Annotated in this window: 12 protein-coding genes; 6 read left to right on the top strand and 6 right to left on the bottom strand. The window is 69.9% G+C overall.

Annotated features, from left to right (window positions below; all coding sequences use genetic code 11):
• The first annotated feature begins 128 nt into the window (after positions 1-128).
• From ACGFR9_RS10420 to ACGFR9_RS10405, 4 genes are read left to right on the top strand one after another with little or no spacing between them, the layout of a single operon-like run.
• The gene (locus tag ACGFR9_RS10420) at positions 129-548 is read left to right on the top strand and encodes a roadblock/LC7 domain-containing protein (protein WP_393205261.1); all 420 of its coding nucleotides are present in this window, start codon (positions 129-131) and stop codon (positions 546-548) included.
• Positions 545-901, top strand: a complete 357-nt coding sequence (locus ACGFR9_RS10415; protein ID WP_311647777.1) for a DUF742 domain-containing protein — start codon at positions 545-547, stop codon at positions 899-901. Before ACGFR9_RS10420 ends, ACGFR9_RS10415 begins: the two co-directional genes overlap by 4 nt.
• The gene (locus ACGFR9_RS10410) at positions 882-1,499 is read left to right on the top strand and encodes an ATP/GTP-binding protein (protein ID WP_217128569.1); all 618 of its coding nucleotides are present in this window, start codon (positions 882-884) and stop codon (positions 1,497-1,499) included. Before ACGFR9_RS10415 ends, ACGFR9_RS10410 begins: the two co-directional genes overlap by 20 nt.
• Positions 1,496-2,767, top strand: coding sequence for a cytochrome P450 (locus ACGFR9_RS10405; RefSeq protein WP_393205257.1), 1,272 nt, complete (start codon positions 1,496-1,498; stop codon positions 2,765-2,767). Before ACGFR9_RS10410 ends, ACGFR9_RS10405 begins: the two co-directional genes overlap by 4 nt.
• A gap of 78 nt (positions 2,768-2,845) precedes the next feature.
• Here ACGFR9_RS10405 and ACGFR9_RS10400 read toward each other — a convergent pair whose 3' ends face one another.
• The 6 genes from ACGFR9_RS10400 to ACGFR9_RS10375 form a co-directional block, all read right to left on the bottom strand.
• Entirely contained in the window at positions 2,846-4,072 is a 1,227-nt protein-coding gene (locus ACGFR9_RS10400; protein ID WP_393205254.1) for a cytochrome P450, read from the bottom strand.
• A gap of 181 nt (positions 4,073-4,253) precedes the next feature.
• Positions 4,254-5,510, bottom strand: coding sequence for an McrC family protein (locus ACGFR9_RS10395; protein WP_393205251.1), 1,257 nt, complete (start codon positions 5,508-5,510; stop codon positions 4,254-4,256).
• Positions 5,503-7,605, bottom strand: a complete 2,103-nt coding sequence (locus ACGFR9_RS10390) for an AAA family ATPase (protein WP_393205248.1) — start codon at positions 7,603-7,605, stop codon at positions 5,503-5,505. Before ACGFR9_RS10390 ends, ACGFR9_RS10395 begins: the two co-directional genes overlap by 8 nt.
• 486 nt (positions 7,606-8,091) lie before the next feature.
• The gene (locus ACGFR9_RS10385; protein WP_393205245.1) at positions 8,092-9,024 is read right to left on the bottom strand and encodes a hypothetical protein; all 933 of its coding nucleotides are present in this window, start codon (positions 9,022-9,024) and stop codon (positions 8,092-8,094) included.
• Between the two features lie 43 nt (positions 9,025-9,067).
• A complete protein-coding gene (locus tag ACGFR9_RS10380) occupies positions 9,068-10,198 on the bottom strand; it encodes a DUF3696 domain-containing protein (protein WP_393205242.1) in 1,131 nt (376 codons plus the stop codon).
• Positions 10,191-11,423, bottom strand: a complete 1,233-nt coding sequence (locus tag ACGFR9_RS10375) for a DUF262 domain-containing protein (protein ID WP_393205239.1) — start codon at positions 11,421-11,423, stop codon at positions 10,191-10,193. The genes ACGFR9_RS10380 and ACGFR9_RS10375 overlap by 8 nt, the downstream gene beginning before the upstream one ends.
• A 231-nt stretch (positions 11,424-11,654) precedes the next feature.
• On the opposite strand from ACGFR9_RS10375, the gene ACGFR9_RS10370 reads away from it, so the two are divergent.
• Entirely contained in the window at positions 11,655-12,119 is a 465-nt protein-coding gene (locus tag ACGFR9_RS10370; RefSeq protein WP_393205236.1) for a hypothetical protein, read from the top strand.
• A 278-nt stretch (positions 12,120-12,397) separates the two neighbouring features.
• Positions 12,398-13,339 carry an epimerase gene (locus ACGFR9_RS10365; protein ID WP_393205233.1) on the top strand — a complete coding sequence of 314 codons (942 nt, stop codon included), beginning with the start codon at positions 12,398-12,400 and terminating at the stop codon, positions 13,337-13,339.
• The last annotated feature ends 90 nt before the right edge of the window (positions 13,340-13,429 follow it).

Genomic DNA, 13,429 nt, shown 5'->3' with positions numbered 1-13,429 from the left:
GTACGGCGTCGGCCCGCCCCATCCCGTACGACGTCCGGGGCGACGGCGCCCCTTCCCGCTCGAGCTCGTGAGATAGGAGGAACGGGCCGGTGACCGGTCAGCCGGACACCACCGTCCCATCACCCATCATGCAGACCACCGACAACAGCCTCACCTGGCTCCTGCAGAGCCTCTTGGAACAGACCCCCGGCGCACGTCACGCCCTGGTCCTGTCCCGGGACGGCCTGAAACTCTGCTGGAGCGAGCACCTGACGCTCGACCGGGCCGACCAGCTGTCGGCGATCTGCTCCGGCATCCAGGCCCTCGCCCAGGGGGCCTCCGTGGAGTTCGGCGACGGCACCGGCGGCGTCCGGCAGTCGATGACCGAGTTCCACGGCGGCCTGCTGTTCATCGTGGAGGCCGGCGAGGGGGCGCATCTCGCCGTCGTCGCCCGGGAGGACGCCGATCCCGGCGTGATCGGCCACCAGATGACGGAGCTGGTCGAGCAGCTCGGCGAACACCTGCGGGCCGAGCCGCGGGACCAGGCCAGGGGGAGCGGCACCTCGTGACGCGCAAACCCGTCGACACGGGTGATCCGGACCGGCTCTACACCGTCACCGGTGGACGCAGCCGCGCCGACGAGTCCTTCGACCTGGTCACCCTCATCGTCAGCGAGAGCGGACCGGTGCCGGGGATGCAGTCGGAGCACGCCCGGATCCTGGAGCTGTGCCGGCACCCCATCGCCGTCGTCGAGGTCGCCGCGGAGCTCGGGCTCCCGGTCATGGTGGTGCGGATCCTGCTCGGCGATCTGCTGGACACCGGCCGCATCACCGCCCGTCATCCGCGCGCGGCGCCGTCCGTCGCCTCCCTGCCTGATTCCGCCCTACTCCAAGAGGTGCTCCATGGGCTCCGCAACCTCTGAGCTGCCCTCCCACCGCACACCGCTGAACGACACCGCGGAGACCGGTCTGAAGATCGTCGTCGTGGGCGGGTTCGGCGTCGGCAAGACGACCCTGGTCCGCTCCGTGAGCGAGATCCGGCCGCTCAACACCGAGGAGGTGATGACCCAGGCCGGCGTGGGCGTCGACGAGACCGGCGCGGTGACGTCGAAGACCACCACGACGGTCGCGTTCGACTTCGGGCGGATCAGCCTCAACGACCGCATGGTGCTGTACCTGTTCGGAGCGCCCGGCCAGGAGCGCTTCTGGTTCCTGTGGGACAGGCTGTTCTCGGGAACCCTGGGCGCCGTGGTGCTCGTGGATACGCGCCGGATGGACGACTCCTGGTACGCGATCGACCGGCTGGAGCACCACCGCACGCCCTTCGTGGTGGCCGTGAACCGGTTCGACGACGACACCGACCGGTACTCCCTGGACGAGATCCGCCAGGCCCTCGCCCTGCCCGCCCACGTGCCGATGGTCGACTGCGACGCACGGGTCCGGCACTCCGGCAAGGACGTGCTGATCACCCTCGTGAACCACCTCCACGCCATGGCCATCGCCGAGGAGGCGACACTGTGACCGACCCCGGCGGCCCTCACGCGCACCCGGTACCCCCGGCGCCCCCGGGGTGTCCCGCCCACGCCGGCGCGGTGAGCCTGACGGGGCTCGAGTACCAGCAGACGCCGTCGCAGCTCTACCGCGCGCTGCGCCGGGACCACGGCCCCGTCGCGCCCGTGGTGCTCGACGGCGGCATCCCGGCCTGGCTGGTGCTGGGCTACTCCGAGCTCACGTACGTGACCAGCCACGACGAGTTGTTCGCGCGGGACTCACGGCGCTGGAACCAGTGGGAGAACATCCCGTCGGACTGGCCGCTGCTGCCCTTCGTCGGATACCAGCCGTCGGTGCTGTTCACCGAGGGCGAGGAGCACCGGCGGCGGGCCGGGGTGATCACCGAGGCACTGGAGGGGGTCGACCAGTTCGAGCTGTCCCACGACTGCCTGCTGATCGCCGACGAACTCATCGCCCGGTTCGCCGGCAGCGGCCAGGCGGAGCTGATGGCCGACTACGCGCACGCCCTGCCGATGCGCACCGTGGTGCAGCTGTGCGGGATGCCGACCTCGGGCGAGGACACCCGCCGGCTCGTCGACGACCTGCGGATCTCCCTGGACGCGGGGGAGGGCGACGACCCGGTGGCGGCGTACGGGCGCGTGGGCGAGCGGCTGCGGCAGCTGGTGAAGGACAAGCGGGCCGCCCCCGGCCCGGACGTCACCTCGCGCATGCTGGCGCACCCGGCGGGTCTGACGGACGAGGAGATCGTCCAGGACCTGATCTCCGTGATCGCGGCGGCGCAGCAGCCGACGGCGAACTGGATCTGCAACACGCTGCGCCTGCTGCTGACGGACGAGCGGTTCGCCGTGAACGTCTCGGGCGGCCGGCTCAGCGTGGGCGAGGCGCTCAACGAGGTGCTGTGGCTGGACACGCCGACGCAGAACTTCATCGGACGGTGGGCGGTGCGGGACGTCCAGCTGGGCGGCCGGCAGATCAGGGCCGGCGACTGCCTGGTGCTGGGGCTGGCCGCGGGCAACACCGACCCGCAGATCTGGCCGGAGGGGCACGTGGGCGCGGAGAACGCCGCGCACCTGTCGTTCAGCAACGGCGAGCACCGCTGCCCCTACCCGGCCCCGCTGCTGGCGGACGTGATGGCGCGCACGGCGGTCGAGACGCTGCTGGAGCGGCTGCCCGACCTGGTGCTGGCGGTGGACCCGGGGGAACTGACCTGGCGGCCGTCGATCTGGATGCGGGGGCTGTCGGCGCTCCCGGTGCGGTTCACGCCGGTGGTGCGGTAGCCCGGGTCTCCGGGCCCACGGCGAGGGGCCCGGAGACCCGGCGGGCCGGGTCGGTGAACGCGTACTGTCCGGTACGGGTCAGCCGCCCACGGGGGTGAACCGCACCGGCAGGCTCTGCGGTCCCCGGGTGAACACGCCCTGCTCGGCCGGCTCGAAGCCGTCGGCGAGGCGCACGTCCGGCATGGCGTCGAGGAGCTGGTTGACACCGATCTCCACCTCCGCCTTGGCCAGCAGCGCGCCGACGCAGAAGTGCCGGCCGAGCGCGAACGCGAGGTGGTCGGCTGCGGCGGAGAAGGCGGTCGTGGTGGTGAGGTCGTCGCGGAAGACGTCGAAGCGGTCGGGGTCGGCGTAGCGGCTCTCGTCGCGGTTGGCGGCGCCTATCAGGCAGGTGACGGTGGCGCCCGCGGGCACGGTGCCGCCGCTGAGCTCCACCTCCGTCGCCGACTGCCGCATGATCATGTGAACGGGCGGGGTGAACCGCAGGGTCTCGGCGAAGGCGCGCGGGATCAGCGAGCGGTCCGCTCGGACGGCGGCGAGCTGGTCGGGGTGGAGCAGCAGGTTCGCGAAGATGCCGGCGATGGCCTTGTCGGTGGTCTCGCCGCCCGCGGCGAGCAGCAGACTGCAGAACGCCTTGACGTCCTCGTCGCTCATCCGCACCCCGTCGACCTCGGCGGCGCACAGCACGGACAGCAGGTCGTCGCCCGGCTTCTCGCGGCGCTCCCGGATGATCGGCAGCATGTACTCGGCGAACTCCACCCGGGTCCGCTCGCCGGCCGCCGTCACCTCGGCGTCGCCCGCCAGGTTCCCGAGGAAGGCGATGACGGCCGTGTACCAGCGGTGGAAACGGGGGTGGTCGGCCTTGTCCAGGCCCAGCATGTCGGCGATGACGTTGACCGGGAAGCGGGTGGCGTAGTCGGCGACCAGGTCGGCGGAGCCGGTGTGCCGGAAGCCGTCGATCAGTTCGCGCGAGTTGCGCTCGATGACCGGCAGGAACTTCCGCTCCAGGTCGCTGCCGCGGAAGGCGGGCGCGACGAGGGCCCGCCGCACGGCGTGCTCCCGCCCGCTGAGCTGGAGGATCGTCTTGCCGTGCACGGGCTCGAGCTGCCAGGCGTAGTTGTCGGTGGTGAACTCCCCGGCCTTGTCCTTGAAGACGCGCTCGACGTCCTCGTAGCGCGAGATGATGTAGCTCTTCGTCGCCTCGTGCCAGATGAGGGGCGCGGTCTCCCGCATCACCCGGTAGGCGGGATAGGGGTCGGCGGCGAACTCGGGCGAGAGGATGTCGGGCACCTGCTGCGCGGTGGACATGGAGCTCCCTGCGATCGTGACTTCGTGTACCGCACAAGGTTATTGATCAACTATCAGATGCGACAGACCGCCCGGGGGACGGTTGCGCCGGGAACGACATCGTCCGAAAACCGCCCCTCGCCGACGCCCTTCGCGAGGAGCGGCGGTTGGCATGCTGCTGGATATGTCGGCTGGAAGGCGCTCATCCGTTGGCCAGCGGCAGCACCGATCCCACCCATGAGGTTGCCTGCTGGGGGAGCGTGTCGGTGTCGACGCCGAGGACGTGGATGCTTCCGAGGCTTCCGCGTGGGCTGTCGACCTGGAGGACACGGTGAGAGTGCCCACCGGTGCGGGGGTGGACGATGACGGCACGCGGATCGTCACTCGGGGTGTAGCCGGCGCTGTAGCTGAGGAGCTGGTGGACGTCTGCGGCGCCGACGCCGTGGCGGTCGTAGCGCTTGTACTTGGCGTCCACCGGCAGCAGCGTGCGCACGGTCGAGTCGTGGCCGGGAAGGCTGATCAGGACGTCCGGCCGGAAGGCCGAGGTGATGCCGAGGTCGCCCCGCACGGTGATGCCTGCCGCGCCGCTGCTGGGGACGGTGTGCATGCCGTGCGGGAGGGCGGCGTCGGTGGCCAGACGCCGGACGACGGCTTCCCAGAGGGCAGGCATGGCGAGCAGGAGGCCGTCCGCAGCGGTGCCGCGGTCGGTGAGGATGTCCGTCACGCCGCCGCCGCGCAGTAGCAGGCGCGCCCAGGTGTGCGCGGCGCGGTACCGGGTGTTCATCCGGGTGTACTGGGTGCGGTCCAGGGCGTGGAGGGCGGCGTCGGCAGGCGCGGCCTTCGGGAACGCGTCGGCAATGGCGTGGAGACCGCGGGCCAGGTTGGGACTCGTGGTCAGGGTGCGGGCCATGTGCAGCGCGGTTCCCAGGATCCGATTGTCCCAGATGTCCGTCTCCCGATCGAAGGTGCGGACGTGCAGTTTGTCCAGTTGCCCGTAACGGCGGGTTGCCTGGGCCGCGACGTCCAGACGGCCTCGCAGGACCGGCTCAAGGGTCTGGCGGCGTACGTAGTCCCGGTGCAGGCCCTCCCGCAGCAGTTGCTCGCACTGCTCCAACAGGGCCGCGACCACAAGGTCGGCGTAGCCTTCCGGGTTGGTGGTCCAGTGCCGCGACGCCACCAGGAGCGGAGCCGGCGCACCGAGGGCGTACGCGAGCCAGTCCATGAGCCGATCGCCGGAAAGGGCGAACTTGGGCTCCATGACCAGGCGAATGCGGTCGAGTACCAGCAGGCCGACCGTCGCACCGGCCTTGAGTCGCCATCCTGTCGGGATCTGTTCCAGGCCGAGGCGACCACGCGCCTGCAGGGCGCGTAGACGCTTGACGTCACGGGGCGTGAGCTGTGAGTCCGCCAGCAGGACCGAGCCGTACTCCCCGATCCGTACCCTGGCGCGATCAGGCATCGGGACCCGGTGCGCCGCTGGTGAACTCGCTCGCCAGCGCGGCGACGAGGTCCTGCGGGGACATCAGCGCGGGACGCCCGGTGTCCGCGTCGACGAGGCCACCAAGGAGGCGGTGCAGCAGGTCGGCGCGACCGAGACAGTAGTCCTCCAGCAGTGGGATCACCTCGTGGTGGAAGGCGGCGGCCAGGTCGTTCTCGGCGGCGATCGGCTCGCCGTCGCGAAGCAGGTAAGCGTGTCCGATCTGATGGTCGGCGTCGAGGTGCCGGGCGATGCGGGTGTTGAGCGACTCGAAGAACTGCGCCAGGTCCAGTGGGCCTACGGTGCCGGACACGACATCCGGATCGGGGCCGACCGGAAGGAAGGCGAAGCGGCGGCGTACGGCGGCGTCCAGGTGGCTGACGCTGCGGTCCGCCGTGTTCATGGTCCCGATGATCCGCACGTTCGGCGGTACCGAGAACGTGCGTCGGCTGACGGGCAGGGTGAGGGGCAGGCCACGCTTGTCGAGTTCGAGGAGTGTCACCAACTCACCGAAGATACGTGGCAGATCACCCCGGTTGATCTCATCCACGATCAGAAGGAACTTTTTGTCCGGGTGGGTCGTGGCCTGGGCGCACAATGTGTGGAACACGCCGTCGGTGAGCGCGAGCGTCAGTCCGGGTCCCGTGGCTTTCATATCCGGTTTGAATCCCTCGACGAAGTCCTCGTATCCGTAGGAAGGGTGAAAGGTCACCATGTGGATGCGGCCGGTCCGCAACATCTCCGCCTGGGCGGCGGCCCGCTGCTCCGGCGTGGAGCTCAGGGCGTCGGCCCGGCCGGCGAGGGCGAGGGCCGTGCTGAGAGCTAGCCGGGTCTTGCCCGTTCCAGGAGGCCCGTGCAGGATCACCTGCCCCTTGCGTTCCAGTGCCTCCAGCACGCTTTCGACGTCCTCGGGCAACATGACGGAATCACCGGCGTGCGGCTCTGCGGACCGTGTGTCCGGGGTGGCGAGGCCCACGGAGATCCGGGCGAAGAACGCAGCGTCGACCTTGGCGAACGTGGATCGCCAACCGTGCTGCGGCTCCGAAAGCTTCTGCGCATGGGAGACGTCCCAGGTCACCGGAACGACGTGCTGGTATTCGGAGCGGTCGGGCTCGAAGCGGTAACTCCCGCTGACGGTGCCGGTCGCGAGGACCTCGTCCGTCCCACGGTTGGCGACGATCCGGTCCCCCGGTTCCAAGTCGCGGAGGGCGAGTAACCGTCGGGCGAGCGTCAGGCTGCCTCCGCTGCTACGCGGCCAGCGCGCGTCAAGCGCCTGTTTGAGCTCGCTGTCGCTCTGATACTGCCCCAGGTCACCGAGTTCGTCCCACCCGACGCGGATCACCGCGTCATCACGGCACTCCTCCCACAGCCGCCCGCGCTCACCGGGCGCGATCTTCCAGATCGTGTTCTGGCGTGGACGCGGATCGAATCTCAGGTACAGGAAGCGCATGACCTCCTGTCCGCTCCATCCGTCGAACTCCGTGCGCGAGCGCACGAGCTCCAGCAGTCGGCGGTTGCTGCGCCAGGCCGGTGCGCTGGTCTGCGCGGAGTCCCCCAACAGGATGAGGAACCGGCGCAGGTGCTCGGCCGCGTAGATGGGCAGGAAGTGCTCGGGGAAGTACGTGGCCAGGGACTTGGTCACCAGCGCCGGTCCGAACCGCAGCGCCTCCAGGTCGTCCACGGCGTCGAAGTCCCTGGCTTCTACAGCCTCGAAGGCTCGCATGAACTGTCCGCGCAGTTCCTGCCACGCTTCCTGCGGCTCCATGTCGCGCAGCGGTGCAGCCAGTCGCCACTCACCGGAGTTGTGGTGATACATGATGTGCTTCGCGGCGCTGCCGCCTTTGATGCTGCCGAGGTTCGGGGTGCCGAACTCCATCAGTCGGCAGTACGTCGGCCCGCTCGTGGCCGGTGCGGGCTGCCCCAGCGCGTAGCGCGACAGCGGTATCGTCGCCCAGCCTTCCAGGGGGAACTGCGACAGCACCTGTTTGCGTTCGTCCTCGGCGGCAGCCTCGGCCTCCACCGCCGCGCTCCGGTCGAATTCCGCTGCCGCCGCCCGCAGGTCCGGTTCGTCCGCCATGAAGGTCATCATGCCGGATCACCGGTATCCCGGGGCTGAGCTCAGGAAGTTCAGGGCCGGTGCCGGAAGGAGGAGACTCGGTGGGACCCCATCCCGTCCGAGCCGTTACCAGGGTTCGAGCCCTCGTGTGTCAGGTGCCTCGGCGGGGAGCTGCGCCTCCTGCGTACGGAGTTGAAGGCGATCAGCCTTCCTGTCGCGAGAACGCCGCCCGTGATGAGGATCAGGCGCTTGGGCACCGGGGCGGGCGGAGAGCGGGGTGTCGACGGAGCGACGAGTGTGGTGTGCCCTGCAGACGTCCTGCCGGAGCGCTGTTCTCATTCCGGGGCCGAGCAGCCGATGTTGGCCCACACCGCCTTGCCGGGGCCAACATCGCGGGGCGTCGACCAGCAGCAGCCCCCGCCCCGACCCCCGGTCGCCGGATCAAGGTGCGGCCGTCGTTCCGCGCGGGTGTCCGAGACCTCCACCGTGATGGTGCCGGGCGCGGCGTCAGAGGTGTCGTCCGATGTGCGCGATGCGGATCGCCTTCTCCTCGTGCACCAGCCGGAAGTAGACGCGCCCCGCGTTCCGGTTGAGGTTCCCGTGGAGCTCGAAGCAGCGGCTCTCGCCGTCCAGGTCGTCCCAGTAGCGGTTCCTGCGGGCGTTCTCGTGCTCCGGCCGGATGTGGGGGGCCTCCCAGTGCGGCCCAGTGGGGGAGGAGACGGGATCCCATCCGGCGGCGGTCTCCTGGAGCTGCCGCAGTAGCCTGCGGGCCCCCTTGAACCACTTCGGGTCCAGGCTCTCCAGGTCTTCCCGAACCCGGGGGAGGAACTGGAGGTTGGGGAAGAAGTCCTCCCGCCCGGCCCACAGTTCCGCGCCACTCGAGACGGCGTCGAGCCCTTCCAGACGCCCCCACGCCTCGTGCTCGCCGAGGTGCGCCACCCGTGAGGCGTGCCGGACCCGGTCGGTGTACTCGTCGGCGGAGACGTTCCCGGTCGCGGGGTCCTCCGACAGCTCCTCGATCGCGAGGTCGAGCCAGCAGGCGTCCCAGGCCGGGTCGAGCGGCAGGCTGACGGCCATCCCGTCCGCCATCCGCGCCGCCCCGAGCCCCTGCACGTCTACTCCCTCGTGCCGGTGCCAGACACCGGCGTGGTCGGGCGCGGCGGACGCGTGCAGGGCCGTCTGGAAGGTCGTGCAGCGGTTGCGCATCGCCTGGATATAGCGGTGCTGGTCCTTGTTGCGCGCGTCGTTGCGCCACTGGGCGTAGTAGTGGCCGCGGGCTAGTTCTGCCTGGTCGAGCGGGCTCTGGGTGGCCAGGCTGATGTCCCGCCAGCGCCGTAACTCCCGCAGTACGTCCACGAAGGTCCGCATCCCCGCGGCGACTTCGTCCGGTCCGCGCTCCGACGCACAGGACCGTTCATTGAGAAACACGAGCAGTGGCACGTCCTACCCCCTTCTTGATCGTGCCCTTCACACGTCCCCTGGATCAGTCGAGCAACTGGTCCAGGGAGTTCTCCCACTCGTCGAAGAACCCCTCGGGCCACTCGGAGAGCGTTCCGTCCGGTCCTACGACCGGGCTGACGACCTCCGTGGTCTGTCCTTTGCGGCGGAAGTAGTGCACGGCCGTCTCGCCGGCGGCCAGCCGGCCGTTCTTCACCTGGAGCCGCAGGCCGTTGAGCACGTGGTCGCTGTGCGTCTCCATGACGATCTGCGCCCCGCTCGCGGCCGCCGCGCACGCCAGGTACGCCATCCAGGTCTGCCCCTGTGGGTGGAGGTGTGCCTCGGGGTTCTCCAGCAGGACCAGGGTCCCGGGCCGGGCCGACAGGCACGCCACGACGATCGGCAGCACGTACGTCAGCCCGAACCCGACGTTCGTGGGCCGGTACCGGTTGGACTCGGAGAAGCCGCTGCCGAAGTGGTAGCCGAGCCGGACGGCGTCGGTGCCGTCGATGTCCTCCGCCACCAGCCGTACCCCGGGGCACAGCCGCTGCATCCATGCCTCGGTCTGGGCGAGGAGGGTGGTGGAGGCGGCGTCCCGGAGCAGCAGGGCCTTGCCCGTCACCGGATCGTCCTGGTGGGTGCGCAGGTAGTTCACGGTGTGCTCGCCGTGCGAGCCGAGGAAGCCGCGGGTGGTCACCGCGTGGTGCGAGCGGGGGTAACTGACCTGCGGGGACACCCGGTCGGCCTTCAGGTACTGGAAGCCCGGTCCGAACAGGCTGGGCAACAGAGAGGCGGGATCCGGCTGGATGCCGTGTTCGGCGGGGACCAGTTCGAGGTGGTCCGCCTCGCGCTCGTAGACGGCGGTCCACCGCGCCGTCACGCCGTTGCCCCGCAGGGCGAGTGAGATGTGGGGGCCGGTGTCGTCGTCGTACGCCTCGTGCCGTACGTCCTGTCCGGTACCGAGCTGCACCAGCTCCTCGTTGAGCAGCAGCCCCGACTCGCGGCCGCCCACCGGGGCGAGGTCACCGGACTCGTACGACTGCCGCAGCAGGGCGAGCGCCTGTAAGACGGAGCTCTTGCCGGATGAGTTGAGCCCGGTGAGCAGGGTGAACGGGGCCAGACTGATCTCCTGGCGGGCGAACGCCTTGAAGTTGGTCAGGGTTAATGACTCAAGCATGCAGTACCTCGCGGAACAGGTCCTTCATGGACTGAAACCGGTAGTTGACCTTGTCGGCGTCGCCGGTGCCGGAGGAGATCGCGTCGTAGAAGGCCGTGTCGTCCATCAGCTTCTTGAACTTCTTCTCCAGGGTGCGTGCCCGGCGGTGCAGCGTCTCGAGTTCGTCGGGCTCGCACCCGGCCACCGTCACGGCCTGGACCTCGAAGAGCGCCTTGTTGATGGGGTAGCGGCGGGTGACTCCGTGGAATTGCTTGCGGAACGCCTGGTCCCCGAAGACGAGCCGGCTGCCCAGCATCGCCACGTGGAAGCGCAGCTCCAACTTCTTCAGCTCGTCGTCGGAGAGCGCGTTGACGGCGTGCATGGTCCTGCGCAGGAAGCCGTCGAAGTCCTGGGTGACGTAGCGGGCGGGCGGAGTCGTCCAGAACGCCAGGAAGCGCAGGCACAGTTCGCGCTCCGCCATGCGGGCGGGGGAGACGCTGTGCGCCGTGGCCTCGAGGAAGGCGTCGCTCTCCGCCAGCTTCGCCAGGAAGGTCCGCGCCCGGCCGGGGATCAGGGCGTGCCGCAGTTCCTGCTGGGAGAGGGGCAGACCGCCCGTGTTGATCCGGGCGAAGATGTTGAACCTGGCCTCCTCCGGGGTCCCCTTGCGGATCAGCAGCACGGAGAGCTCGCTCTCCAGAATGCGGGTCTGCATCCTGCCGGGGAGGTCCTCGAAGCCCGCGCCGTCGTACCGGGTCAAGTACTCCAGGTTCTCCAGCCGCAGCGGTTTCAGGCCGGCTGCCTCCGGCTTCACGAAGCGCAGGATGCTGGTGAGCCGCTGGACGCCGTCGACCACGGACCAGGACTCGTCCGCCTCCTCCGCGACGTACAGCGTGGGCAGGGCGATCCGCAGCAGCAGCGACTCGATCAGCCGGCTCTGCGCGGTGTCGTTCCAGATACCGGAACGGCGCTGGAAGTCCGGCTGGAGGTCGATGAGCCCGCGCTTCAGCCGCTGAAGGACGAGGTCGATCATGGGGTTGCGGGGCACGACGTCGATGAGCTCGGGATCGAAGGGCATCCGGCCGGCCTCGCCGATGTCCTCGGCCTCGATGCCCGTGCTGACGCCGGTGTCGGTGAACTCGACTGCGGGTTCCGCCGGTTCGACGGACGGGGGCACCGGGACCTCGGCGGATTCCGGCTCCGGGGGCGCCTGTGGACCGGGCGGTGGCGCGGGCGCGCTGCCGACCATGAGGTACCCCCTCCACGATGCCGATCACGGGCCGAACGCCCTCGTACAGTAGTCGATGCGTGACGGATCGTACTCCCATGCGGCACGGGGGCGGAGGGGGAGCACGCACGTGCGCCGGTGTGCCCGCCGTGCGCGTCGGGAACGCCCCGGACGGGACAGGGGCCGCGACGTACTCTGCTGCGGGGACAGGACGTCATAAGCGCAGGTGCGAGCCGCACTGGGGGGCGCGTTGTGCAGTGGACGGACACGACGGAGGCGCTTGCCGCGGTGGTCGCGAGTACGGCCGCGGTCGTGGGCCTCGCCGCGGTGATCGTGCAACTGAGGCACCTTGCTGAGGGAATGAGGTCGTCGGCCCGTCGCGCGACCTACGACATCGGGGTCCAGATCAAACTGGTCCTCATCGAGCACCCGCACCTGCGGCCCTTCTTCTTCGACGACGTCCCGGTTCCGCCCGATCATCCGGACGCCGGCAGGATCGCCTCACTCGCCGAGCTCTACTGCGTCTACTTCCAGGAACTCGTGGAGCAGTCCCACAACCTGAGTCCGGGCAACCAGGCCGCGTGGGCGTCGCTGGTGCGGTCCATGTATCGATCGAGCCCTCCCATCCGCAGACAGTTGGAGCTCCGCTTGTCCTGGTATTCGGAGGAGGTCCAGGAAATCGTCCGGTCCCTCCGGAGCGAGCCGGGTCCGGGGTGAACCACTGACGTCCGTCGAGGAGCGTGCGCGTACGCGTGTACTCGATCTGGTGAACCGTGGTCGTTCACCAGTTCCTCCGCGCGCCGAGTCCTAGCGTTGACGCCGGTTGAAGGGCCGATCGGGTGCGTTCCGGGGCGTGCGGCGGGATTGTCGCGGGCACCCGCGCGGCGACAGCCGGTAGCGAGCCGAGGGGTAAGTGCAGGCGCAGCCTGTCGAGCCGGAGTTGAACGTGTTCAAAAGTGGGATAGGGTGGGCTCCGTACCGAGGGGGAGGGGTCGATGAAGATTGTGATTCCTGGGGGGACCGGGCAGGTGGGGGCCGTGTTGAAGCGGGCGTTCGGTGCGGCCGGGCATGAGGTCGTGGTGCTGACCAGGCGGCCGGGCGCGCCGGGGGAGGTGGCCTGGGACGGCAGGACCGCGGGGGCGTGGGTCGAGGAGGTCGACGGCAGTGACGTCGTCGTCAACCTCGCGGGCCGCAGCGTGAGCTGCCGTTACACGCCCGCCAATCTCCGCGCCATGATGGACTCACGGGTGCTGTCCACCCGCGTCGTCGGCGAGGTGATCGGGGCCGTGGCCCGCCCGCCGCGTGTCTGGCTCCAGATGAGCACCGCCACCGTCTACGCGCACCGCTTCGACGCGCCCAACGACGAGGCCACCGGTGTGATCGGTGGTACGGAGCCGGACCTCCCGGGCTACTGGTCCTACAGCGTCGACATCGCCAGGGCGTGGGAGCGGGAGCAGGCAGAAGCGGAGACGCCGGGGACCCGGAAGGTCGCCCTGCGCTCCGCGATGGTGATGAGCCCCGACCGGGGCGGCGTTTTCGACGTTCTGTCGTGGCTTACCCGTCTCGGTCTCGGCGGTCCTGTCGCGGGCGGTGCGCAGTACGTGTCGTGGATCCACGACCACGACTTCGTCCGCGCGGTGGAGTTCCTGATCGACCGGGACGACATCACCGGGGCGGTGAACCTTGCGGCTCCCGAACCGCTCCCGCAGCGGGAGTTCATGTGCGGCCTGCGTGGGGCATGGCGGATGCCGGTGGGGCTGCCCGCGACGCGGTGGATGGCGGAGTTGGGCGCGTTCGCGCTCCGCTCGGACACCGAGCTGCTGCTCAAGAGCCGGCGGGTGGTCCCGGGCCGTCTGACCGGCGCGGGCTTCGGCTTCGCGTACCCGGCGTGGCCGGGGGCGGCCCGCGACCTCGTACGACGCCGACGGCGGGCCTAGGCCGTTTCTTTCAGATCATCGGATCGTTGGTCTGGGTGTGTCGTTGACTGACGCCCAGTGGGCCCGCATCGAGCCGTTGCTGCCGGACCG

This window comes from Streptomyces sp. NPDC048584 (genome assembly GCF_043199595.1).
In the GTDB taxonomy this organism is placed as follows: Bacteria; Actinomycetota; Actinomycetes; order Streptomycetales; family Streptomycetaceae; genus Streptomyces; species Streptomyces edwardsiae.
The sequence above is the reverse complement of the archived record's forward strand: the minus strand, read 5'-3'. Positions and strand labels throughout refer to the sequence as shown.